Origin of the sequence: Leptospira fletcheri (genome assembly GCF_004769195.1) — a bacterium.
Taxonomy (GTDB): Bacteria; Spirochaetota; Leptospiria; order Leptospirales; family Leptospiraceae; genus Leptospira_B; species Leptospira_B fletcheri.
The window spans coordinates 159281-181882 of the sequence record NZ_RQET01000014.1; the positions used below are offsets into that span (position 1 = coordinate 159281).

Below are 22602 nucleotides of genomic sequence, written 5' to 3' on the forward strand. Positions count from 1 at the left end.
TTGCAAAAGTCATGCCTATTCTATTAGTATAGAATAAAAACCGAATTAGGCTCTCTTTTTTATCGGGGAATCTTTCCTAAACGTTAAAAAACCGCGGCGACTAGAGTGCGAACTTCAGTCCTATATTCGCTGCATAGATCTTGTCGTTCGTGACCATCCCTTCCGCTAAGATCTTAAAGGTGAGAAGGTTCACTTCCACTCCGCCCAAAAAGTAATTCGTCTGCGTTCTAGAATTGGCCGATCCGGTGAGATCCATTCGAAGAGTTCCGCTGGCGCCTCCACTCAATTGCTGGATCACCGACGCAGGCAATCCGGAAGAAGTAGGAACGTTAACCGCAAGATACAGAGGTCCGTTTACGTCCAGATTCATTTTTGCGTAGCCCGTATTATTGCTGACTCCGGCCCCTACGAATACGGTGAGAAAATAGAACAGCCTCAATCCTGTTCGAATATCCACAGGGACGGACTGGGCCTTGTTTCTATAACCGAATGAAACGGTTTCGTCCCACCTACCTACGGCGGATCCGAAATTGACCTGGGCCGCGGAATTCACTCCGGGGGCATAGGAGAGGCTCACATTTTCGCTCTGCCGATGGAATCCTACACCTAAGCTCAATCCCGTAAAGCCGAAGAAATCCAAGCGAGTGTATCTCTCTCTCAACAATTGGAATCGTAGAGTCACACCTGCGTTATTGAAATTTCCATTTAGATGGACTCCGTTGTTTGCCTGGTTCGTGAGAGTCTTCAGATCGCCGGACCCGATATTTCCCTGGAATCCGTGTACATACAAGTTCAATCGATGCAAAAAGGATCGTTGGGAATCGGGAACATCCGCGGAACGATCCGGTTGGTCGGCCTGCCCCTTGCCGAACAGCCATCCTAAATTCACAGCCAACATCAGGGACGGGTTTACGGAAGCTCCTACGTTCGGAAAATTCGGAAGAGTCGTACCATTATAAGAAACCGTAATGTCGTTATGTTTAACTCCCGCTACTCCGAGACCGCCTCCGATTTGGAATCGGTTCACCGTACCAGGCCCCATCATGGATGCGCTTATGTTGCTCATCACCGCGGAGTCCGCCATAGACTTCGTAACCTGGTTCAAATACTGGGTTTGGATGGAGAGCGCCAACCCGTTAAAGTCGGACTGTATGTTCGACGGAATCATCGTACATACGTTGTTGCCTGTCAGTGGGGGCGTACAAGTGATCTGAGCTTGCAAGCCAGAAAAGGGGAACGAATATACGGAAACACCTAAAATAACAAAGGCGATGGCTTTTACACACCGCCTTAAAACGTTCTTAATTTGAGACATCTCGCCCATAGTAAACTAGGACGAAGAGAAAGTCGAGATTCTTTCAGAGACCGAGGCTGCTGCCAATAATTTCTTTCATAATCTCGGTGGTTCCCGCATAGATCGTTTGAATTCTCGCGTCAAGATACGCGCGGGCAATCGGATATTCCATCATATATCCGTATCCTCCGAAGAACTGAAGACAAAGGTCCGTGTGTCTTTTTTGCATCTCGGTGGAATAATACTTGGCCATGGAGGCTTCCACAGTCAATTTATTTCCTTTCATATGCTCAGCGACTACCTTATCGACGAACGTACGGCACATTTCCAACTCGGTGGTCATCTCCGCCATTTGGAATTTGATATGCTGAAAGGATCCGATTTTCTTACCGAAAGCCATCCGCTCCTTGATGTATTTCAAGGTCATCTTATGCACCAACGCGGTAGCTTCCACCGCGGCAACCGCGAGAACCAACCGTTCTTGCGCAAGCTTCATCATCAGGTATCGGAAACCTTGTCCATCCTTGCCTATCACGTTCTCTTTAGGAACTTTTACGTCATTAAAATACAGCTCCGAAGTATCTTGGGCTTTCAGGCCGATTTTCTCGAGGTTTCTACCTCGCTCGAATCCTTTCATCCCCTCTTCTATCATAACAAGCGAAATCGTTCCGTTTTCATGTTTTACGGCGGTAATCACTAAATTCGCCAATTGGCCGTTCGAAATAAACGTCTTCTGGCCGTTTACCAGATAATGATCCCCCTTATTCACGGCGGAAGTACGAATGCTTTTCAGATCCGAACCGGCGCCGGGTTCCGTCATAGCAACCGCTAAAACGCTATCGCCAGAGCAGCAACCGGGTAACCAACGCTTTTTCTGCTCTTCGGTAGCGTACACGGAAATGTAAGGCGCGATCACGTCGTTATGAAGAGAAATGAAAAAACCGCTGTTCCCCACTTTCGCAGATTCTTCTATTACGACTATGTTATATAGAAAATCGGCTCCCGAGCCGCCGTATTCCTCGGGCACATCCGGACATAAAAGACCGCTGGTTCCCGCTTTTTTCCAAAGCTCTTTCGGAACTTTTCCCACCTTTTCCCATTCGTGATGGTGTGGGGCCACTTCGGTCTCGAAAAATTTGCGCGCGATTTCCCGGAACGCTTCGTGTTCCTCTGTGAATTGCAGGACTCTTTCCATTCCTATTCCCTCGTTTTAGTAGACGGTATTCATTCTCATGTAAACGCCGGGATTCCTCTTTATATACTGGATGAGTTCGTTCTGGGAAATGGAGTACAATTCCGCATCCGACTCCGCAACGAACGTATAATTCGCAGCCAGCTTTTTGGAAATCGCATAGATCTCCCCGACAAAATCCCCGTCCGTAAGATCGGCCAATTTATTTCCGCTCTGGTAGACGCTTACTTTTCCATGACGAATGATATACGCCTCATGGTAAAACGATTTTTCCTTGATCAACACTGAACCGGCGTTCACTTTAGAAAGCCTCATGATCATTTCCAACTGGGTGACCTGGTGACTCGTCAGTCCTTTGAAGTGTCTAGATTCGATTAGAGTCTTCCAGGAATTACTATCCCGAATGCTGTTCAGTCTGATCAGGTTTTGGCGAAGGTCCGTGTTCCGAATGAATTGCAAAAATTTATTCTTCTCCACCGTGAGAGCCACGACGTCCGTTTCTGCAAATACGTCCGCAGCTCTAGGAAGATCCAACACTAGAGAGGCTTCTCCGAAATATTCGTATTGACCGTATCGTTTCACAGGAACCGCTTCGGAAGAAGTATCCAATCCCTCGAACTTCACGTTCCCGGACGCGATAATGTAGAACTTGTCCCCTAGGGTTCCCTTCCGAAGGATGAGATCGCCTCTTTTGTATCTCTCTTCTCTCACGATCAGAAGGAACTCTTTGGCCTTTTCTATCGGAAACCCGCTGAAAATATCGATCTGGCTGAGTATATCCAGAAGGTTGTACGCCTCGATATGTTTGGGCGGAGTGATTTCGGGATATAGGGTATTCTCGATCCCGAATTTCGCCAAATTCAATTTGGTTCCGGGTGGCATATCTTTTCGTGCGATATGGTAAACGGTGATCTTCTCCTGGATCGTCAGAGGAAGGCTAGCCAAATAACTGATCCGAGTGTGAAGAGGAGGAATCCCCGCTTCGTGGTAGATCACCCTTCTATCCCAAGGGAACTCCTTTAGGAATTTCCAGCGAGATTCGGGAAGCACCCCTTCTTTGTACATCTTATCGTGAATTTCCGGTTCGTTTAGGTGATCGGAAGTGTACACGAAGGACTGGTCCTGAAAAAAGAACTCGAATCCGACGGAAGGAATGGAATGCAAAGCATAATGAAAATTGAATTCTCCTCCGTTGATCATCACGGGTCTTCCGATGATGATCGGCTGGAAATTGAAGAGTTCCAACAATTCCTTTTTAGGTATCTTGGTTAGGGCGGAATATTTCCGGAGAAAGCTCTCCATTACCGTTGCGGTCGCATGGATCGTGATCTTAGTTTCTTCCAATATTTTTTGGAACGTACCCGCGTCGTGATCGGCGTGACAATGCGTCAGAACGACGTGATTGATCAGCTTCGGATTCACGTTGGAGCTCCGCAGCCATTCCGTGGAATTCACGGGAGGATCCACCATGATTCCTTGGTGGTTCAGCCAAATGATGAATCCGGAAGTATTGTCGTCAGGATCGAATCCGTGAGAAGGACCTAGACAGGTGATTCCCAAGAGAGGCGGTTGAAACGGTTCTTTGAGACGGGTACCTATATCGTATTTTATGTTGAAGCCAACTTCGCCCGGAAGTTCCGTCTCTTTGCTTCCGTCCGTGATCCGAAAATCTCCCGAAGGAAGTTTCCGGACGATGACTTTTCCTAGCGTCACCATGTTATCCGAAGCGAAGACTTTGAAATCCACGACGTCGTCCAGGCCCTTGTAACTTCTGAAGTAGGCCATCTCGGCACGCATATCCGGAAAGCCGAAAGATTCTGCTCCGTTCAGGTATTCCGATTCGAGATTGATTTCCTCGGGACCCATTAAGGATTCCTTAAGAACGGTGATCAATTGCTCCTTCTGTTCCTCGGTACAGATGATGGTGGTTTTTTTCTGGCGGAGAAAGAAATTGAAATAGATGGGGAACTCGAGTTCGGCAGTACTGATGCCCTTTTCCACGTGAAAGAACTTGTTCGGTAGAATGAATACCAGCGGAGTCTTTTTTTCCGCCATGGTATCCTTGATCGTTTCCGGAGGCGATCCGATTTGGAAAAAACCCTCGCTGGTCTCGACAAGATAGCCGCCGCGCTGGAGTTCGATATATTCCCTAGATTGTTCTTTTAGCATGAAAGATTCCTGACGAATCGCCTCTACGAAGAGGCCTTATTTGTGCCTTTCGATGAAATTCTTGATTTGAGCTTTGGGAAGTGCACCTATGATCTTGTCGACGAGTTGCCCGTCCTTAAAAAGCAATAGCGTAGGCAGTGATTGGATTCCTAATTTTTGAGCCGTATCCTGATTGTCGTCCACGTTCAATTTCTTGATTTTCAAAACTTCATTCAGTTCGTTGGAAAGCTCTTCGAGTACAGGAGAGACCATTCTACAAGGACCACACCATTCGGCCCAGCAGTCTACTAAAACCATTCCTCCGGAGATTTCCGTTTGAAATGTTGCGTCGTTGATTTCGGACAATGCCATGAGTTCGTTTTTACTCCTTTTTTTCCCACTCTTTACAACAGATGAGACGGGTCTATTTCTTCTTTTTCTTCTTTTCCTTCTCCGCTTCTATTGCTTCCACCTTCTCTTTCAAGGATTCGATCAGGGTTTTTGTCTTGCCCAAATCCTCGGTTTCTCCCGTGGTCTGGAGAATCTTCCGGTTTACCTCCAAAAGAGAGATGGACTTTTTCAGATCTCCCGCATCCTGCGTGGACAAATCGAATTTCGCCCGGTATTCCTGAGCGGCAAAGTTACATAGCTCTAGAATCAGGTTATAATGTTCCTGACGCGGATAATAATACGGGTTCTCTAAGTCTCTTTCCTTTTCGAAAGCCCGAAAGTCAAAAAGATTCTTACTAAGAATCGCGATTTTGAAATGTATTTCCGGAAAGCTCCATTTCCATTTAGAGTTCGATCCGAACGCGTCGATCGTTTTGTTCGTGCAGAGACGAAGTCCTTTTACGTAATTCAATCTTTGGATAGGATTGAACTGTAGGATTTTCGCCAATAAGTCCTTGTTTTCGGCCAAACCCCCGTCGATATCCACGCCTACCACTTTCTCCATAAAAGAGATCGCGCTATAGATTTCCTTTCTCCCTTGGTTCAGATACGTATCAGACTTCAGATCCAAAATCACCACGGAAATCTCGTTGATCAGAAGGCAGGTATTGATGTTTTTTATGGCGTTCAGAGAAAGAGCTACGTTGAAATAGGGCTCCATCTTGGGGTCTTTTCGGGACTGAGCCTTTAGTAGGTTTCCTTCCTTCTTCAAATCCTCCAAATAGGCTCGGAAATCCCCCAGCTTCTCCTGGAACTCCTGCTTCTGTTCCTTTGTTAAGGCCATTCTTTTATACCTGCACGTTAATAATGCTACCGGTGGACAACGCGTAAACGTAGTCGGAATTGGGGGTCTTTTCCTCTTCCTTTCTGTCCGCCTTTTCCATAGGAGGCTCTGCTCCCGGCTGGGACATAGGGGGATAGGAGGACACCGCGTCGAAAGGCGAAGATTCTACTCTCATTTTCCTGTATTTCCTTGCCGGAAGCTCTTTTAGAATTATCGGCTATAGGCTACTATCTATTTGACAGATAAAACCTACGGGAAATCCTAACAAAGGAGGAAGATCCATGTTTTTACCCCTGGCATTCATCGGTAACCTAGGTTGGCCGGAAATCCTCATAATCCTGTTTTTAGCACTCCTACTTTTCGGAGGCAAGCGACTTCCCTCGTTGGCTAAAGATTTGGGAGACGGCATCCGCCAATTTAGAAAATCCCTTTCCGGCGACCCCGAAAATGAATCTCCCAAAATACAAGAGCCTGAGAACAAAACGACTCAGACGACATCCAAAAAATCCAAAAAGTCCGCTTAAATCAGTACTGAGCCGTGGAGACGTTTGTCCTGCGGCTTTTTCCTAACGAAAGAGCTATCGACTCCCAGGAATGCCCGTAAAAAAAAAGAAAATCCAGGCCCTTGAGCCGAACGAACCCGTACCGGTCTCCCATCCGGATGCGGTCTCCCGCGACCAGGAAAAATATATGACCCTAGGTGAGCACCTGGAGGAACTCCGGCTCGTGCTCATCCGAACCTTATTGGTTTTTTCCGTTTTCTTCTTAGCTTCCCTTTTTTTCGGGGAAGAAATCCATAAGATTTTTACGAGACCCTATAAACGGGTTCTGGGAGAAGGCGCCACCTTTTACCAGATCAAGCTCATGGCGCCGTTCATGGTCTATCTCCGGACCGGATTCATGGTTTCCTTGCTCTTGAGTTTTCCGTTTACTCTAGTTTTTCTTTGGGGGTTTGTCGCTCCCGCATTGGAACCCAAGACCGCAAGACTAGGCAGGGTTCTGATCGCGTTCTCCACTCTTTTATTTTGGCTGGGAGTTTGGCTTTGCTGGACGCAAGCCTTCGAGAACTTTCTAAAAATCTTTTTAGTCACCTTCCGTCCCTTGGATATAGAGACCAAGCTACCGATAGACGAGTATTACGACGTATTTTTTAATATCCACTTGATCTTCGGATTGGCCTTTCAGCTTCCGATCGTTCTGATCCTACTCGGAGCGCTCGGAATTCTGAAAACTTCCTTCCTGCTTTCCCATTGGAGGGAAGCGATTCTAGGATTGGCTTTCGCGGCGGCCGTTCTTTCTCCCGGTCCGGACGTGATCTCTATGCTGATGCTATTCGTCCCGCTCGTGGTACTATTCGCAATTTCGATTTTTATTATGAAGCTGATCGAAAAGAAGCGATAGCGGGAAGATTCCCGAAGGGAATCACGCGATCTTAGGCTCTTTTTTGAGGACTAATTTCGGCGGCTTGGTTCCATTGACCGCGTCTTCGGTAATGACCACTTCCTCCACGTCTTTGCGAGAAGGAATCTCGTACATCAGGTCCAGCATCAGATTTTCCACGATTGCGCGTAGTCCTCTGGCTCCGGATTCCCTTTCGATCGCAAGTTGCGCGATTCTATCGATGGCAGCCTCTTCGAAGGATAACTTAACGTTTTCCATTTCCAGAATCTTGGTGTATTGGCGTAGGATGGAATTCTTAGGTTCACGGAAGATTCTTTTCAACATCTCCACACTGAGATCCTGCAAGGTGGCGATTACCGGCATCCTTCCGATGAATTCGGGAATCAGACCGAATTTCATTAGGTCTTCGGGGATGACTCTGGACAAAATTTCTCCCTTGCTTTCGTCGCGGAGTTGCTTGCCGCCCTTCTCGTCGCTGCCGAAACCGATGGTTTTGACCCCGGTCCTAGTTTTGATGATATTTTCCAGATCCACGAAAGCCCCGCCTAGAATGAAGAGTATGTTCTTCGTATCCACCTGCAGGTATTCCTGGTGAGGGTGCTTCCTTCCGCCTTGAGGGGGAACGTTTGCCACGGTGCCTTCTATGATTTTCAACAAAGCCTGCTGCACGCCCTCGCCGCTCACGTCCCTCGTAATGGAGGCGCTGTCCGACTTTCTGGCGATCTTATCCACTTCGTCTATGTAGATGATTCCGATCTCGGCTTTCTTGATATCGTTATCCGCGTTTTGGATGAGTTTCAAAATGATGTTTTCTACGTCTTCTCCGACGTATCCTGCCTCCGTCAATGCGGTGGCATCCACGATGGCAAAAGGGACTTTGATGATTCGGGCCAGAGTCTGGGCTAGAAGGGTTTTTCCGGATCCGGTAGGGCCGATCAAAAGTATATTCGATTTTTCTAATTCGATATCGGATTTTTTGTCCTTCAAATAAATCCGTTTGTAATGGTTATAGACGGCCACGGAAAGAGCCTTTTTCGCGTGGTCTTGGCCTATGACGTATTGGTCCAATATGGATTTGATGGCGGCCGGATTCGGAACTTCGCCTAAAAGTTCCGTGCGCTCCTTTTCCTGTTCCGGTTCCTCAGCGATGATTTCGTTGCAAAGGGAAATACATTCGTCGCAAATGTAAACCCCCGGACCGGCGACGAGCCGCTTGACCGAATCCTGTTCCTTCCCGCAGAAAGAACAGAAGAGTTTTTGTTTGCCATTGGTTCCGGTCGGTTTCTTTGCCACGATGCCTATCCTTTCCCCTTGATCAGTTTTTGCCGCGTTCTATGGAAATAACGGAATCCAGAATGCCGTAGGTCTGCGCTTCCTCCGCAGTCATATAAAGATCTCTTTCCGTATCCCTTTGGATCTGCTCTATCGATTTTCCCGTATGTTTCGTATACAAACCATTCAGGATCTCTTTCAACTTTAAGACTTCCTTGGCTTGGATCGCGATGTCCGAAGCCTGGCCGGTGGCACCTCCGGTCGGTTGGTGCATCATGATTCTAGAATGCGGAAGAGCGGAACGTTTTCCCTTAGCCCCTCCCGCCAGAAGGAGAGCAGCCATGGAAGAAGCCTGTCCGACACAAAGCGTACGCACATCCGCTTTAATATACTGCATGGTATCGTAAATGGCAAGCCCGGAAGAAACATATCCTCCGGGAGAATTGATGTACAAATATATGTCCCGGTCCGGATTTTCCGCATCCAGGAACAAAAGCTGGGCGATCACCACATTCGCGTATTCGTCCGAGATCGCGTTTCCAAGGAAGATGATTCGATCCTTTAGAAGACGGGAATAGATATCGTAGGATCTTTCTCCCCGACCTGTTTGCTCGATGACGACTGGAATTACGCTCATACGCCTCCGCTTTCCTTGTTAGACAGGAATTCCTTAAGCTGTCGGATACTCATCTTCTCGTTGTATTTCTTTTCTACAAGCTCGAAGAGCGTATCGTCTATCTTTTTTGATAAAAAATTGTCCCGGTAAGATTCCAGAAGTTTCCCTTTTTCCAACTCTTTCCTAAAATCGGCCTCCTGCATCCCGTATCTTAAGGCGAGATCGGCCAATTCCTTGGAGAATTGTTCCTCGGAGAGAGAGATATTTTCCTGGTTTGCCAATTTCTGTCTGGCAAAATAGGCTTTGAGTCGGTTTTCCGCGATTCCTCTAAAGGAATTCCGAATTTCTTCCTGAGGTTTCCCGACCATTTCCGCATATTTTTCGATGGGGGGAATCTGGTCGTCCGACAATCCGGCCCCCTGCCCCCTCCCCATCACGTCTCTCATCATATTTCGGTAAACGTGTTCCGACTCTTCGGATAGAAAGGATTCCGGGAAAACGAATTTGGAATCTTCGACCAATTCCTTATACACTTCCTCCAGCTTTTTGGCTTTTACGCCTTCCGTGTAATTTTTACGCAGATTTTCCTTGATTTTCTCTTTCAAGGAAGCCAGAGATTCGGAACCGTCGTATTCATTCGCGAGATCGTCGTCCGGCTCGGGAAGAACTTCTTTGTAAACGGCTTTCAAAGTCATTTCAAACTGGATCGTCTTTCCGGCCAAATCTTCTCGAGGATAATCCTGGGGATAAGAGTAGGAGAAAGTTTTCGGTTCCGCCATTTTCATCCCGTAGAGATTCTCATCGAAACCGGGCAAATTGTTCGGCTCCCCTAATTTATAATCGCTAGACCCGTTTTTGGCGTTCCCGGATTCCTTTCCTTCTTCATGGACGATGAATTCCATGTCTACAGTGTCGCCGACTTGAGCGGTTTCCTCCGGCTCCCTAAGCAACTTGCGAGCAAGCTGCTTCCGGATCGTTTCCAGCTCGTCCTGGACATCCTCTTCGGTCACGTTCACTTCCGGGAGCTTGATCTTGATTTTCTTATATTTGCCGAGGGTGACTTCCGGTTCCGTATCATAGACCGCAGTCGCTACCAGACTTTTTTCCGGAACGTAATCCTCTACGGTGAATTTCGGAAATCGCACCATCTTGTGTTCGAGCTGGTTCTTCAATGAATCCACGGACTCGAACAAAAGGAGATTGATCGCGTCACTCGCGACGGAATCCCCTAAATGCCGCTTGACCATTGCCAAGGGCGCTTTTCCCGGTCGGAAGCCAGGTACTTTCAGGTCCTTCTGTTTTTGGACGTAGGCCTTTTCAAAGGCTTTTTCTAGATCGCTCTTGTCAAAGGTTAACTTGAGGTCTACGGATGCGTTTGCGTTTTTCTTAGTCTTAAATTCCATGGATTGAGGCGCCGAAAGGCGAAAAAAAGAAAAAGCGGGAAACGGGATTCGAACCCGCGACCCCCTCCTTGGCAAGGAGGTGCTCTACCACTGAGCTATTCCCGCACGATTGGTAGAACCATCATTTTGACCCGGAACCGCCTGTAAACCGGTTTTTTGGGAAGAAAACGGCCGCTTGTTCCACACCTTCCCTGGCAAAAATTCGGGCCTTCTTTTGACGGGAAGGAATTTCACTCTGTCCGAATCGTACGGTAGAACGAAACATTCGAAGAATGCGACATGACATTTTTACATATTATTTTATATTTATGTAATCTTCCCAAACGTTTATATTTCGAAAAGAATCCTTCTCCAATCTAGGCAATTCCAACAGCAGAGGATTTCGAGAGAGGATCTTGGACCGGGGAGAAGCATCGACGATCCGACCGGATTCACATTCCTTCCTCCAATCCGCCAAATACTCCAGAGGATAAAATCCGCACAAAGGTTCCGGTCCGTCTGCTCCGGCGTAGAACACCCCTTCCGAAGAATTCTTTCCCAAGGATTTCAACCGTTCGAGAGTACGGATTCGGACCTTCGGCATGTCCACGGGAAGAGTCAAAAACGGGGATAGGATCGCATTTTTGACACAATGGGAAAATACGCTCAAGATTCCTTTCAGAGGTCCCCCGAAGGAAAACGGTTCGTCGGGAAGAAGATTCTCGGGTGGGATCCATTCCGAGTAAGACGGAATCTGCTCTTCCCGGACCGAAACAAAAACGGTAGAACACAAAAATCGCAACTTACGAAAAGAACGAGTGAGAAAGAGGGATTCTTTTTTTCCCAAGGGCAACAAAGCCTTATCTCTCCCCATACGGGAACTGAAACCTCCCGCCAAAAGAACTCCGATCGGCTCAATGCCGATGTTGTTCATGGGTGCAACCTTGGGACCATTCCGAAGTGCCATCCTCGAAAAATTCCCGTTTCCAAATCGGAACTTCGTGTTTGACCCGATCTATGATGTACCGATTGGCGGAATACGCCTCCTCTCGGTGCAGGGAACCTGTCGTAACAATCACTGCGATTTCCGAAATCTCCAATTTTCCGAGGCGGTGCCTACAATCTGCATGAAGTAAATCCCATTTTTTGCCTGCATCCGAAAGAATGGATCGTATCATCCGATCCGCCATTTCGGGGAACGCTTCGTATTCCAGATGATTCACTCTTCTCCCTTCGTTGATATTCCTGACGATGCCGGCAAAAAACACGAAGCCGCCGATTTCAGGCAAGTTCGGAAATCGTTCCGTCGGAACCAAAGGGGAAAACGTAATATGCTCGAATAGATCCACCGATTCCATCCAACTAACCTCCGCTAGACGGTGGCAACACCGCCACGCTCTGACCTTCGGAGAGAAAATAGCCGTCCTCCACGATCTCCTGGTTGACCGCAAACCGACTCACTTTTAAAAGACGTGCAGCCGACGGGTTTCTGATTTCCAGCGAAGAGCGCAATTCCGCGATCGTACTTCCCGATTTTACGAGCAACTCTTCCTGTGGGGGAAAATAATCCTTCATTGCGGCGAAACAGAGAAGTCGTATTTTCAAACTCAGCCTCCGATGTATTTCATGGAAAGTTCACTTCCGATAAACCGGCTTTTCTTACTTTGCATGGCCAGTCCTAAGGCCCGCACCGCGCCGATCTCGTCTTCGGGAAGATCGTAATTCTTCGGGTCGCTCAAACAGCCGTAGATTTTTCCCCTCGCATCCATTCTGAGACGATTGCATCCTTCGCAAAACGGCTCCGTGTGATTGGCGATCAATCCGAATACGAAACCGTTCGAAGTCCGATAATAACGTGCCGTGGATTCCAGCGGAGTGTCGATCGGTTCGAACGGAAACTCCTCCTGGATTCTTTTCCGGATTTCTTCGGAAGAAACGAAAAGTCCGGAATGTTCCGAGACCAAAGGTCCCATCCTCATCAATTCCAGATAACGGATCGGCAATTTTCTGGCTCCCGCCCATTTCAGCAAGGGAAGGATTTGGTCCTCATTGTAACCTCTCACGATCGTACTGTTCAATTTCACCGGAAGGCCTAGGGCAGCCGCCTCTTCGATTCTAGAGAGTAGTCTGGAAACGGAAAGATGCCTCCCGGTCATCCTAGAAAATCCCGACGGAGACAAGGAGTCCAAAGAGAAATTCATCCGAGTCAAACCGGAAGATTTCAAAGTCTGGACCAATCCGTCCGCAAAAAATCCGTTCGAGGTTAAGGCGATTTCCGGAATGCCATGATCGGAGGCGATCCGAACCAATTCGGGTAAGCCTTTGTGATTCGTGGGTTCTCCGCCGGTCAGATGGACTTCCTTCAGTTTCAGATGAGAAGAGAGAACCTCCAGTTTTTTTCGAAACGTTTCCGGCGAAAGAAAAATCGAGTTCGTCTTCGGCCGAACTGAGAATTCCGTCTCCTCCGTTCCGGGAGCGCAATAAACGCATCCGAAACCGCAAGAGGAGGTGACACTGACCCTCAACACTTCGAATTTTCGGGATTCGGCTTCCGGCATAAATCCTATACTATCCTTCCGCTCCAATCTTGGAAACCAAAATCGAATATCGATGCGAAGCGGGGAATCGAAATCGAGCGCTCGCTCGAAAAGGAAAATCGGAGAAAACAAAAGAACTTGCGTATTCCCAAGCAAGGAGTGAAATCATCAGTATGGACGAGGAAAGGAAAAAGTTTTTTTCCAGACAGATCCGAATTCCTTCTTTCGGGGAAGTCGGGCAGGAAAAATTTTTCTCCTCTTCCGTACTGGTGGTCGGTTTAGGAGGCTTAGGTTCTCCCGCCTCTTTGCATCTAGCTTCCGCCGGAGTCGGAAAGATCGGTTTGATGGACTTCGATCGGGTGGAGTTCAGCAATCTGCATAGACAGACCGCATTCACTCTTTCGGATCTAGGAAAAAGAAAAACGGAGGTGACCGCCGAATTTCTCAGAAAACGGATTCCGAAGCTGGAGTTAGAGATTTTTTCCTTTCCTTTTTCGGACGACTTATCCGAGGATTTTCTGAAGGCTTGGGATCTCGTACTGGATTGCACGGACGACATCCCGGCGAAATATTCCATCAATGATCGATGCGTACGGGATCGAAAACCCTTGTGTACGGCTTCTCTGTACCGGACCAGTGCGCAATTCGCGATCTTCTCTCCGGAAGGAAAACCTTGTTATCGCTGTCTTTACCCGCAATTGGAATCGACAGACGCGATAAGCTGTGCAGACGGAGGAGTATTGGGAATTCAGACCGCTCTTGCCGGACTACAACAAGCCAATCTAGCGATCCGTTATCTACTCGATCCGAATTCCGTTTCCGTAAATTCACTTTATTTAATGGAATGGGAATCTCCGATCATTTACGAAAGCAAGATTCCTCCGGATCCGGCCTGCGTCGTTTGCGGAGACAGCCGCTCTTCCGCGGAAAACAGGAAGAGTCTTCGGGAAATTTCCGTTTGGGAATATGCGAAAAATCGAAATGACCTGAAGTATCTCCTAGTGGACATCCGGGAAGAAGAGGAAAGATCCGAGTATCCCATCTCCGACTCGGAACATTTCCCTCTCAGCAGATTGAAGAAAGGAGAAATTCCTTCTTTACCCTCCGCTTCGATCGTAATCCTAATCTGCGAATCCGGAATGCGATCCTTAAAAGCGGTCGATCTATTAACGGATCGTTATCCGAACTCGTTTTCCCTAAAAGGAGGAAGAAGGGCCCTCCAATCCTTCCTCTCGGAAAAAAACTAAGAATTTCAGGCCGATTTGCGTCGGATCGAGACCGGAATTCCGCTAAAGGCGGCGTTTCCGGAAAATTCGTCCACAGACGAATCGTCCGTCAAATCGTTGATACTCGCTCCTGCAAACTGACTTGCAACCTGCAATTTCGTCCCGGACCGGGTATGCCCGAACCCGTGGGGAATGCTGACCACCCCTCTCATCATGTCATCGGTCAATTCCGCAGGAAGGAAAATTTTTCCTACCCTGGATTCGACGAGCACCTCTTCCTCCTCCCGGATTCCTAGGCTCTCCGCATCGTCCGGATGGATTAATAGAGTGCATCGATCTTTTCCCGTCATGAGCTTGGGAAGGTTGTGCATCCAAGAGTTATTATTCCGGAGATGCCTTCTTCCGATCAAAAGAAAAGGCCGTCCGGAAGAAAGGCTTTCGTTAGAGGTTCGAACCTCTTCGAACCTATGTTTCAAACGACCCATATCCGAAAGGACTCTCTCGGGCACCAGACAAATCTTTTGATCCGGCGTCTGCAATCTCTCCGGAAAACAGGATTCCAGAGCTCCCAAATCGACTCCGTGAGGATTCGCTTTTAGAGTATCCAGGCTCAGTTCCAGGTTCTTTTCCCCTTTGGCTCCGTACGGACCCGAGCGAAGAGCATGGTCTATAATGGAGGCGGGAGTGATTTTCGACTTTATGAGTTCCTCCGGTAGAGGCTTTCCCGCGCGAGCCAATTCCAACCGCTTGGTCAAATCCGAGAAGATTTCCCAATCGTGAAGCATTCCGGCTTCCGGCTCGAACACAGGCTGGCAATAACGGGCCACGTTTCGGACGGCGAACACGTTGAAAATCAGATCGTAATGATCGTGTTCCAAAGGGGAAGTAGGAGGCAGGATATAATTCGCATACTTGGTGGTTTCGTTCAAATAAAAATCGAAACTGACCATAAACTCCAAGTTCGAAAGCGCCTTTTCCAATTTTCCTCCGTTCGGAGTGGACAGGACCGGGTTTCCGGCGGACGTCACGAAGGCCTTCACCTGACCTTCTCCCTCCGTTAGGATTTCTTCCGCCAGAGCGGCCACGGGGAGTTCGTCATTGAACTCGGGCAATCCTCTCACTCGGGAACGGAACGTATCGAAACTACCGGGAGAAGTCCTCATCGTGCTCTTGGGATCTACTACGTCCACCGCAGGAAGAGTGAACATCGCTCCTCCTCTGGAATCCATATTGCCGGTGAGAATATTGATGGAATTGATCAGCCATTGGCAGATCGCTCCGAATTCCTGGGTGGAAACGCCGACGCGACCGTAACAAACCGCTCCCTTTGCGTCCGCGAATTCGGAGGCGATCCTCTCCACTGTTTCCGCAGAAACTCCAGTGACTCTTTCCGTGGCTTGGGGAGAAAATTCCGAGGAAAGTTCCCGGATGCGATCGACATCCTCGGTCTTATAGAGACTAGAGGGCTTGATTCGGTTTTTCTGAAATAGGGAATGGATAATTGCGAAAAGGAAAAAAGCGTCGGAGCCGGGGCGGATAAAAATATGTTCATCGGCATGCGCGGCGGTTTCGGTGCGCCTGGGATCCACGACCACGTATTTCCCTCCACGTTCCTGGATCGCTTTCAGTCTTTTCTTCACGTCCGGAACGCTCATCAGGCTTCCGTTGGAAGCGAAAGGATTCCCTCCCAGGATCAGAAAGAAATTCGTATTGTCTATGTCCGGAATCGGAACCAGGAGTTGGTGACCGAACATAAGATAGGATAACAATTGGTGAGGCAGTTGGTCCACGGAGGTTGCGGAATATAGGTTCTTAGTTCGGATCCGATTCGTAAACCGTTGGCCGAAAAGCATGGATCCGTAATTGTGAACGGTGGGATTTCCGTTGTATACCGCTACGGAATCGTTGCCGTACCGGTCCTGGATGCCGACTAATCGAAGTGCGATATCGGAAAGAGCGTCGATCCAGGAAACCTTTTCCCAACCCGACGGAGTACGTTTGATCGGAAATTTCAATCGATCGGAGTCTTCGTACAGGTTCTTTAGCTCCGGACCTTTGGCGCATAGATGACCCCGGCTGAAAGCGTCGTCCTTATCTCCCCGTATCGCGACGATGGAATCGTTTTCCACTTCTATTCTTAAACCGCACATCGCTTCGCATAACGTACAAGTCCTAAAATGAGTACCGGTCATAATTACCTCGACTGAACCGCAGGTATTCTACCCCTGTTTGCGATCCGTCGGCAAGCAATTATGGAATATAAGATCGGTTTAATTCGGATTCTTTGTTTCCCAAACTAATTTAACTGTTTCTTGAGATAGGGTAACACAGTTTTCGCGAGGATCCGATGTCCTTCCGCGGTAGGATGGATTCCATCCCTTTGGTTCAATTTCTTTTCTCCGGCAACACCTACGAGAAGGAATGGAACAAGATCCACCTTTTCTTCTTTGGCGATCCTGGGATAAATCGCTCGGAATTCTTCGGAATATTCCCTTCCTAAATTCGGAAACGTTCTCATTCCAACAAGTAATATCCTGATTTTGGGATATTTGGTTCGGACCTTACGTATGATGGTGCGGAGATTCTCCTCGGTGGTTTTCGGAGAAACTCCTCTCATAGAGTCGTTCGCTCCCAATTCCAGGACAAAGACGTCATAGGATGAGGAAAGTACCCAGTCCAAACGAGCGAGACCGCCTGAAGTCGTATCTCCGCTAACCCCCGCATTCGTGAATTGTAATTTAGGATAAGGCTTGGATAATTCCTTCCAAACAAGATAAGGAAATGCTTGTTCCGAGGAATCCAATCCGTATCCGGCTGTGAGGCTGTCCCCGAAAAAAAGAATTCTTCTGGGCTCCTGTTCTTTCTGCGTCACACCCATCGCTTCCTTGCCCGGTTTGGATCCTAGATCTCCCGCTAGTACGCAGAAAACGAGAACCCAAATCCGTAAGAATTCCTTTTTGCCGGCTACTTGAAACATCCTTTCCCCCTTCTTTTCTGATCGGAGCCATTTTTAGACGACCTGAGTCCCGGAAAGAGCATCGAAAGAATCGTTCGAAACTTGTGCTTTACGGATCCCGAGTGCGTTACGATGAAGGATACATGACCAAGCGTATTCTTTTGGCGGCGTTATTTGCCTGCCTTTTTTTCGGTTCCTTACAATGGCTAGGACAGTATCGAGCGGAGCTACAAGCACAAGAAATCCGGGAGGAAATGCGACGTCAAGCGGATGAGATCGTATCCAAACTTACTCCGGAAGAATTGGTCGGTCAAGTCATCCATGTCGCAATCCCGAGCACAAGCCTGGACGCGACTGCGGAAAAAGAGCTGGAAACCATCCTTCCGGGAGGAGTCATCCTCTTCGGTAGAAACCTAGGCGACCAAGCGGAAATCCGAAAACTCAACGATTCCCTACAAAAGAAAGCGCTGAAATGGACGGGACTTCCCTTGCTCGTTTCCGTAGACCAAGAAGGAGGTCGGGTCATCCGCGTAAAAGACGGAGTCACACAATTCCCTGGAGCCATGGCTCTTGGACAGACCAGAAATGCGGAATATGCAAAAAAAGTGGGATTCGTGACTTCTTATCAACTGAGAAAGCTGGGCTTGAATTTTCTATTCGCACCGGACCTGGATATCAATAATAATCCGGAAAATCCTGTGATTAACACTCGTTCTTTAGGAAGCGATTTGGACACGGTCTTGGTTTCGGGAGTTGCCTATGAAGAAGGCGCTCGTCTAGGAGGTGCAATCCCCGTCATCAAACATTTTCCGGGACACGGAGACACGAACGTGGACAGCCATTTGGGACTTCCTCGGATCGAAAAAAATCTGGAGGAATTACGCTCTCTGGAATTGGTTCCTTTCCGGGCCGCTATCAATAACGGGGCGGAGGCGATTATGAGCGCCCATATCGTTTATCCGAAAATCGATCCCGACTTTCCGGCCACCCTATCCCCGAAAATCCTGACCGAATTGCTTCGAAAAGAATTGAAATTCCAAGGTGTGATCATCACGGACGCAATGGAGATGGACGCCATTGATGAGCATTACCAAGCCTACGAACCGGGAGTGCTCGCTTTACTGGCGGGCGCAGACATCATATTGATGACAAGCTGGGGAAAGACCACCCAGGACATGAAAGACCGGATCCTCAAGGCGTACAAAAAAGGAACCCTTCATAGAGACGGGCAGGATCTGCTAAAAGAGGCAGTGAAACGCCAAACCCTTTTGAAGATACGCCACGGGATCCTATGGGACTTCGAGCGATCTGCCCGAGAAGGAAGGTCCAAGGAAATCCTTGCGGAAACGGTTTCCGAATCCTTACGCAAATACCAGGAGGACTTGGCGGCAAAAAGGGAAACTCTGCACTCTGAGTGGAACACCCCGGAACTGAACCGGGACGTAAGTAGATCCTCCATCGTATCCTATCCAAGCGCGTATGCCCCCTCGACGGTTCCTCTCTCCGAAACCGTTTTTTCTTTGAAGGGTGGGGAATTTACGGGCGAACTTTCTTCCCGTTCCTTACAGAACCTGAATTTTTCCCAAGTGAACGCGTTTTTAGGAAAAGAAAAAGCAAAGAGAGTCGTTCTGACCGGATTTACGCAGGTGGACCTGGATATGGCCGGTAGTCTTGCCAAGAAATTTCCGCAGGCCGAAATCGTGGTTTTGCATTACGGAACCCCTTTCTTAAATCTTCCGAACCGACAAAATCTGCGGATTCTCTTTTCCTTTTCCCCTACCCTCGAATCCAAGAAAGCCCTCCTGTATTCCGTTTTGGATCGTAAAGAAGAGATTCCTAAAGTGAATTTAGTATTGAAAAACGGTCCTGAAAAGGAAATCAAGGCAGCTCAAAGGAATCCCTGATTGGACGCCGTTCTTCCGATTCTCGACAAATCCGGAAAGAGCGGCATCTATGTACATTATCCGTTTTGCGTAAAAAAATGTTCGTATTGCGATTTCTATTCGGAGGGAATCGGATCGGAACCTTCTCCCTTCGAAGCGCCGCTATTCCGCGCTTACGAAGAGGAGATCTTGCATAGAATCGCAGGCGATCGTTCGGGAAAGGACTTACGATTTGATACCATCTTTTTCGGAGGAGGGACTCCTTCCAAAGCCGCTCCCGAAAGAATTGCAAAATTCATACTATTCTTAAAAAAGAATCTTCCGATCGAAAAGGATGCCGAAATCACCCTGGAATGCAACCCGGAAGATCTGAATCCGAAACTTCTCCAAGAACTACATGACGCAGGTATCAATCGAGCGCATGTGGGGATCCAATCCTATCAGGGAACGCATCTGAATTTTTTGGATCGGTTTTACGATCCGGAAACGTATTCGAGAGTGTTGGATGCGTTCTCTGGTTCTTCGATCCGCAATTTCGGAGCGGACCTGATGTTCGGAGTTCCGGGACAGAGGGAAGAGGAATTCTACTCGGACATGGAACGGATCCTTTCCGCAGGAGTTTCGCATATCAGCCTCTATGCCCTGACGGTGGAAAAAGGAACCGATTACAGTAGAAAGGTCTCCGACGGAATCCTTCCGGCGCCGGAAGAGGAAATCCAAGAAAGGATCCTACGGGATTTGCCGGAAATTTTGAGAAAGAGGGATTTTTTCCAGTATGAAGTCTCGAATTATTCCAAACCCGGATTCCAATCCAGGCACAACCTGAAATACTGGACGTACGAATATTATCTTGGCATCGGTCCAGGAGCCCACGGATTCCTGCCGCAGGGACGTTATGCGAACGCGAGAAATACGCAAGCTTATCTCAAAAGAAAGGAGTACGGCTCTTATGAGATTCCGAGTCCTTTCGAGGAAATCGTATTGTCCCTGTTCAGAATCTTTCTTCCGATCCGACTCGACGGGTTTCTCTCCCTGATCCCCGAACGCGCCGAGGAACTAAAGAAAAAACTCCGAAATAAATCGGAAACGGGCATAGCCACTTGGGACGGCTCGGTCTTCCGGTGGAAACCCGAAGCGGTCCTTTTTTTAGATTCCGAAATCCTAGACCTGGTAAAAGGCTAGTTTTCCGAAGTTTTAAATCGATCGATCAAGTCCCTCATGTGAGTGGATCTTCCCCTCATATTCTCCGCGTAGGAAGTCAGATGGTCCGCTCCGGCAGCTATTTCCTGGGTTCCTTCCGAGATGTTCAGAATCGTTTTGGCGATTTCCTCCGCGGCCCTTCTCTGTTCGCTCACCGCCTCTTCGATCTGCATGCTGAAACTCGTCAAAGTGGTGGCGCTCTCCGCTATTTCCCGCGTATTCTCTTCCTGGGTTTTTACGGAAGAAAGTACGGATTTTGCGGAACGATCGAATTCCTCCACCCTTTCCCTCAAGCGGTTCAAGACGGAAGCGGCTTCCGTGACTTTCTGGTTACCGTTCACGACCGCTTCGTTCGTAGAGCCGACTAAATTCCCGATTTCCTGAACGCTGGAGGAAGTCTGAGAAGCCAATTTGCCGATCTCTTCCGCGACCACTGCGAATCCCCTTCCGGCTTCTCCGGCTCTGGCGGCTTCTATCGCGGCGTTTAAGGCCAATAAATTCGTTTTTTCGGAGATGTCCGTGATGATATTCAGGATTTCGCTGATTCTGGAAGCGCTGTCTCCGATCGCCCCCATCGCGGTAGTAGAAGTCCTCATTGCGGATTCCCCCAAGGCCGCCTCCTCTTTGGAAGCCGCCGCCACCCTGGCTAGCCCCTGCATTTCGGCATTGATACTGGCAAACTGTTCCCTTAAACGAAGAACGTTAGCGTCTATTTCCTGCATGTTGCCGATCGCCTTTTGCACGGACTTGCCCACGTTCAAAGCCGAGGCGGAGAGTTGTTCCACGGTAGCGGAGCATTCTTCGGCGGCCGAGGCTTGGGTTTGAGCTACTTCCGAAAAATTCCTGGAGGAAACGGACATATTTTCCGCGGTTCCGGAAAGTTCCGAGCTGGACTGGCCGATTTCCCGTACCACTCTCAAAAGATTGTTTCTCATGGAGCCCATGGAAGAAAAAAGGGAACCGATCTCGTCCTTCTTATCGTATTCGGAACGTATCGTCAAATTCCCTTTCGCAATCTCGTCGGAAAATCCGATCGCTTTAAGCAAGCTTGCGGAAATTAATCTTTGAAAAATCAGATTTAGTACGATCAAAATGGCGCAAGCGATCAACAAAGAAGAAGTTACGTTTTGAAGAAGCACCGACATCAGTTCCGAATAAAAAATCTGATCCGGAATGCTGACTTGCAAAATCCAACTCGTCTGTCCCTTACCGATCCGGAAGGGGAAGAAGTAGTTGGTCGTTCCAGATTTTTCGTGCACGAAACGTTCTTTTCCCTGCCCTTTCTCCAGTACGAGTTTTAATTCCTCTTGGTCGGGAATCCTCTTGCCCACAAGAGAAGGATTTCCTCCGTTTGCAGCGAAGATTCCTTTCGGAGAAATCAATGCGATGAACCCGGTATTGCGGAAGGGCTTGATCGGACCCATAACCTTTTGGAGTTGCTCCGCCGTGATGTCCATACCTAGAACTCCCCAAAATTCCTTTCCCTGGCTGACTGGTACCGCTAGAGAAATCATCAACACGTCCTTACCTTCTATCTGATAATAATAAGGATCCGTGACTAGTGGCTCCAAGGTCTTTCTCGGAATCTGATAAAAATCGGCGGTGTCGCTTTCGTACCCAATGGTAGGCTGTAGGATCCATTCCTTACCGGACTTCGTCTGATGGACGTAACTTACGAATCTTCCCGTCGCGTCGTGCCCGGGCGTATTTTTATATTGAGCGTCCTTTCCGTCGAAGGCGTTCGGTTCGTAAACGGTCCACATACCGAACCACTGGTGATTCCGAACCAGGATCTCTCTCATCGTATCCACGACTTCCGACCTTTGCGGGTTCGAAAAAATCAGGAGCATGCGGAATCCGCGGGTCATCCCCATCGCTAAATCCAAGTAATCCTTGATTTCATAGGTCCATCTTTCCGCCGTTACGGTGGACGCGTCTTCGATTTCAGATTGCAGGTTCCGAAACGAAAGAATGGAGTTAACGGAAGTAAGAATCGTAAAACCCAAAAACAATACGAGAGAAAGATATAAAGAAATCCGAGCTTTGATACTCATAAGGCAATTGGACTCGTAAATTCGTAAATTCGGAAGCTGAATTCTCGGCATCCGCGACCTGGAAGGAAAAAAAGACCTTACCTACCGAAAAAATACCGCAATGTCAATCTAGCGACATTGGGAAGAAACCTCGGGTTCAAAATTGTCACTCAATTGTAACAATTTTACACGAAAGAAATCGATCTCTCGTATCTATATTCGTTTTTT

21 protein-coding genes and 1 tRNA gene are annotated in these 22602 nt (G+C 48.3%); 5 read left to right on the forward strand and 17 right to left on the reverse strand.

Annotated features, from left to right (window positions below; translation table 11 throughout):
* Nucleotides 1-100 precede the first annotated feature (100 nt).
* From EHO60_RS16865 to EHO60_RS17175, 6 genes are read right to left on the reverse strand one after another with little or no spacing between them, the layout of a single operon-like run.
* Entirely contained in the window at nucleotides 101-1324 is a 1224-nt protein-coding gene (locus EHO60_RS16865; RefSeq protein ID WP_135769380.1) for an Lsa36 family surface (lipo)protein, read from the reverse strand.
* A 34-nt stretch (nucleotides 1325-1358) separates the two neighbouring features.
* Nucleotides 1359-2489, reverse strand: a complete 1131-nt coding sequence (locus EHO60_RS16870) for an acyl-CoA dehydrogenase family protein (RefSeq protein ID WP_135769381.1) — start codon at nucleotides 2487-2489, stop codon at nucleotides 1359-1361.
* Nucleotides 2490-2504: 15 nt separating this feature from the next.
* On the reverse strand, nucleotides 2505-4655 hold the full coding sequence (locus tag EHO60_RS16875; protein WP_135769382.1) for a cAMP/cGMP-dependent 3',5'-cyclic-AMP/GMP phosphodiesterase: 2151 nt from the start codon (nucleotides 4653-4655) through the stop codon (nucleotides 2505-2507).
* Nucleotides 4656-4691: 36 nt separating this feature from the next.
* Nucleotides 4692-5006: a thioredoxin gene (gene trxA, locus EHO60_RS16880; RefSeq protein ID WP_135769383.1), complete on the reverse strand. Its 315-nt coding sequence runs from the start codon at nucleotides 5004-5006 to the stop codon at nucleotides 4692-4694.
* Between the two features lie 52 nt (nucleotides 5007-5058).
* Nucleotides 5059-5868: a hypothetical protein gene (locus tag EHO60_RS16885; RefSeq protein ID WP_135769384.1), complete on the reverse strand. Its 810-nt coding sequence runs from the start codon at nucleotides 5866-5868 to the stop codon at nucleotides 5059-5061.
* Between the two features lie 4 nt (nucleotides 5869-5872).
* Nucleotides 5873-6043: a hypothetical protein gene (locus EHO60_RS17175; RefSeq protein ID WP_167880249.1), complete on the reverse strand. Its 171-nt coding sequence runs from the start codon at nucleotides 6041-6043 to the stop codon at nucleotides 5873-5875.
* Between the two features lie 106 nt (nucleotides 6044-6149).
* Here EHO60_RS17175 and EHO60_RS16890 point away from each other — a divergent pair, with 106 nt between their 5' ends.
* Nucleotides 6150-6392 carry a Sec-independent protein translocase subunit TatA/TatB gene (locus EHO60_RS16890; protein ID WP_135769385.1) on the forward strand — a complete coding sequence of 81 codons (243 nt, stop codon included), beginning with the start codon at nucleotides 6150-6152 and terminating at the stop codon, nucleotides 6390-6392.
* A gap of 70 nt (nucleotides 6393-6462) precedes the next feature.
* A complete protein-coding gene (gene tatC / locus EHO60_RS16895; protein ID WP_135769386.1) occupies nucleotides 6463-7269 on the forward strand; it encodes a twin-arginine translocase subunit TatC in 807 nt (268 codons plus the stop codon).
* A gap of 21 nt (nucleotides 7270-7290) precedes the next feature.
* On the opposite strand, the gene clpX is transcribed toward tatC, so the two are convergent.
* The 8 genes from clpX to EHO60_RS16935 form a co-directional block, all read right to left on the reverse strand.
* On the reverse strand, nucleotides 7291-8562 hold the full coding sequence (clpX, locus tag EHO60_RS16900) for an ATP-dependent Clp protease ATP-binding subunit ClpX (RefSeq protein WP_135769387.1): 1272 nt from the start codon (nucleotides 8560-8562) through the stop codon (nucleotides 7291-7293).
* Nucleotides 8563-8584: 22 nt separating this feature from the next.
* On the reverse strand, nucleotides 8585-9178 hold the full coding sequence (gene clpP / locus EHO60_RS16905) for an ATP-dependent Clp endopeptidase proteolytic subunit ClpP (RefSeq protein WP_135769388.1): 594 nt from the start codon (nucleotides 9176-9178) through the stop codon (nucleotides 8585-8587).
* The gene (gene tig / locus EHO60_RS16910; RefSeq protein ID WP_135769389.1) at nucleotides 9175-10560 is read right to left on the reverse strand and encodes a trigger factor; all 1386 of its coding nucleotides are present in this window, start codon (nucleotides 10558-10560) and stop codon (nucleotides 9175-9177) included. Before tig ends, clpP begins: the two co-directional genes overlap by 4 nt.
* Before the next feature lie 33 nt (nucleotides 10561-10593).
* A tRNA-Gly gene (locus EHO60_RS16915) sits at nucleotides 10594-10665 on the reverse strand.
* A 190-nt stretch (nucleotides 10666-10855) separates the two neighbouring features.
* The gene (gene mobA / locus EHO60_RS16920) at nucleotides 10856-11473 is read right to left on the reverse strand and encodes a molybdenum cofactor guanylyltransferase (RefSeq protein ID WP_135769390.1); all 618 of its coding nucleotides are present in this window, start codon (nucleotides 11471-11473) and stop codon (nucleotides 10856-10858) included.
* Nucleotides 11454-11897 carry a molybdenum cofactor biosynthesis protein MoaE gene (locus EHO60_RS16925; protein WP_135769391.1) on the reverse strand — a complete coding sequence of 148 codons (444 nt, stop codon included), beginning with the start codon at nucleotides 11895-11897 and terminating at the stop codon, nucleotides 11454-11456. The genes mobA and EHO60_RS16925 overlap by 20 nt, the downstream gene beginning before the upstream one ends.
* Before the next feature lie 4 nt (nucleotides 11898-11901).
* A complete protein-coding gene (locus EHO60_RS16930; protein ID WP_135769392.1) occupies nucleotides 11902-12144 on the reverse strand; it encodes a MoaD/ThiS family protein in 243 nt (80 codons plus the stop codon).
* 2 nt (nucleotides 12145-12146) lie between these two features.
* Nucleotides 12147-13097 carry a GTP 3',8-cyclase MoaA gene (locus tag EHO60_RS16935; RefSeq protein ID WP_135769393.1) on the reverse strand — a complete coding sequence of 317 codons (951 nt, stop codon included), beginning with the start codon at nucleotides 13095-13097 and terminating at the stop codon, nucleotides 12147-12149.
* 152 nt (nucleotides 13098-13249) lie between these two features.
* On the opposite strand from EHO60_RS16935, the gene EHO60_RS16940 reads away from it, so the two are divergent.
* Entirely contained in the window at nucleotides 13250-14323 is a 1074-nt protein-coding gene (locus EHO60_RS16940; RefSeq protein ID WP_135769394.1) for a HesA/MoeB/ThiF family protein, read from the forward strand.
* 5 nt (nucleotides 14324-14328) lie between these two features.
* Here EHO60_RS16940 and EHO60_RS16945 read toward each other — a convergent pair whose 3' ends face one another.
* The gene (locus tag EHO60_RS16945) at nucleotides 14329-16494 is read right to left on the reverse strand and encodes a molybdopterin oxidoreductase family protein (RefSeq protein ID WP_135769395.1); all 2166 of its coding nucleotides are present in this window, start codon (nucleotides 16492-16494) and stop codon (nucleotides 14329-14331) included.
* 104 nt (nucleotides 16495-16598) lie between these two features.
* A complete protein-coding gene (locus tag EHO60_RS16950; RefSeq protein ID WP_135769429.1) occupies nucleotides 16599-17180 on the reverse strand; it encodes an arylesterase in 582 nt (193 codons plus the stop codon).
* 221 nt (nucleotides 17181-17401) lie between these two features.
* Between EHO60_RS16950 and EHO60_RS16955 the strand changes: the two genes are divergently transcribed.
* Together EHO60_RS16955 and hemW are read left to right on the forward strand one after the other, a co-directional pair.
* On the forward strand, nucleotides 17402-19162 hold the full coding sequence (locus tag EHO60_RS16955; protein ID WP_135769430.1) for a glycoside hydrolase family 3 protein: 1761 nt from the start codon (nucleotides 17402-17404) through the stop codon (nucleotides 19160-19162).
* Nucleotides 19163-20323 (forward strand): radical SAM family heme chaperone HemW, encoded by a 1161-nt coding sequence (hemW, locus tag EHO60_RS16960; protein ID WP_135769396.1) that lies wholly within the window; start codon nucleotides 19163-19165, stop codon nucleotides 20321-20323.
* Here hemW and EHO60_RS16965 read toward each other — a convergent pair.
* Nucleotides 20320-22395: a methyl-accepting chemotaxis protein gene (locus tag EHO60_RS16965; RefSeq protein ID WP_135769397.1), complete on the reverse strand. Its 2076-nt coding sequence runs from the start codon at nucleotides 22393-22395 to the stop codon at nucleotides 20320-20322. The genes hemW and EHO60_RS16965 overlap by 4 nt on opposite strands.
* Nucleotides 22396-22602: the final 207 nt, after the last annotated feature.

What these genes read in the sequence shown, in the direction of transcription:
- EHO60_RS16945 (WP_135769395.1), bottom strand. Translation starts at nt 16,494, where the DNA reads ATGACCGGTACTCATTTTAGGACTTGTACGTTATGCGAAGCGATGTGC.
- mobA (WP_135769390.1), bottom strand. Translation starts at nt 11,473, where the DNA reads ATGAACAACATCGGCATTGAGCCGATCGGAGTTCTTTTGGCGGGAGGT.
- tatC (WP_135769386.1), top strand. Translation starts at nt 6,463, where the DNA reads ATGCCCGTAAAAAAAAAGAAAATCCAGGCCCTTGAGCCGAACGAACCC.
- EHO60_RS16875 (WP_135769382.1), bottom strand. Translation starts at nt 4,655, where the DNA reads ATGCTAAAAGAACAATCTAGGGAATATATCGAACTCCAGCGCGGCGGC.
- EHO60_RS16865 (WP_135769380.1), bottom strand. Translation starts at nt 1,324, where the DNA reads ATGGGCGAGATGTCTCAAATTAAGAACGTTTTAAGGCGGTGTGTAAAA.
- trxA (WP_135769383.1), bottom strand. Translation starts at nt 5,006, where the DNA reads ATGGCATTGTCCGAAATCAACGACGCAACATTTCAAACGGAAATCTCC.
- EHO60_RS16870 (WP_135769381.1), bottom strand. Translation starts at nt 2,489, where the DNA reads ATGGAAAGAGTCCTGCAATTCACAGAGGAACACGAAGCGTTCCGGGAA.
- EHO60_RS16955 (WP_135769430.1), top strand. Translation starts at nt 17,402, where the DNA reads ATGACCAAGCGTATTCTTTTGGCGGCGTTATTTGCCTGCCTTTTTTTC.
- EHO60_RS16890 (WP_135769385.1), top strand. Translation starts at nt 6,150, where the DNA reads ATGTTTTTACCCCTGGCATTCATCGGTAACCTAGGTTGGCCGGAAATC.
- EHO60_RS16965 (WP_135769397.1), bottom strand. Translation starts at nt 22,395, where the DNA reads ATGAGTATCAAAGCTCGGATTTCTTTATATCTTTCTCTCGTATTGTTT.
- EHO60_RS17175 (WP_167880249.1), bottom strand. Translation starts at nt 6,043, where the DNA reads ATGAGAGTAGAATCTTCGCCTTTCGACGCGGTGTCCTCCTATCCCCCT.
- EHO60_RS16925 (WP_135769391.1), bottom strand. Translation starts at nt 11,897, where the DNA reads ATGGAATCGGTGGATCTATTCGAGCATATTACGTTTTCCCCTTTGGTT.
- tig (WP_135769389.1), bottom strand. Translation starts at nt 10,560, where the DNA reads ATGGAATTTAAGACTAAGAAAAACGCAAACGCATCCGTAGACCTCAAG.
- EHO60_RS16885 (WP_135769384.1), bottom strand. Translation starts at nt 5,868, where the DNA reads ATGGCCTTAACAAAGGAACAGAAGCAGGAGTTCCAGGAGAAGCTGGGG.
- EHO60_RS16950 (WP_135769429.1), bottom strand. Translation starts at nt 17,180, where the DNA reads ATGGGTGTGACGCAGAAAGAACAGGAGCCCAGAAGAATTCTTTTTTTC.
- EHO60_RS16935 (WP_135769393.1), bottom strand. Translation starts at nt 13,097, where the DNA reads ATGCCGGAAGCCGAATCCCGAAAATTCGAAGTGTTGAGGGTCAGTGTC.
- clpP (WP_135769388.1), bottom strand. Translation starts at nt 9,178, where the DNA reads ATGAGCGTAATTCCAGTCGTCATCGAGCAAACAGGTCGGGGAGAAAGA.
- EHO60_RS16940 (WP_135769394.1), top strand. Translation starts at nt 13,250, where the DNA reads ATGGACGAGGAAAGGAAAAAGTTTTTTTCCAGACAGATCCGAATTCCT.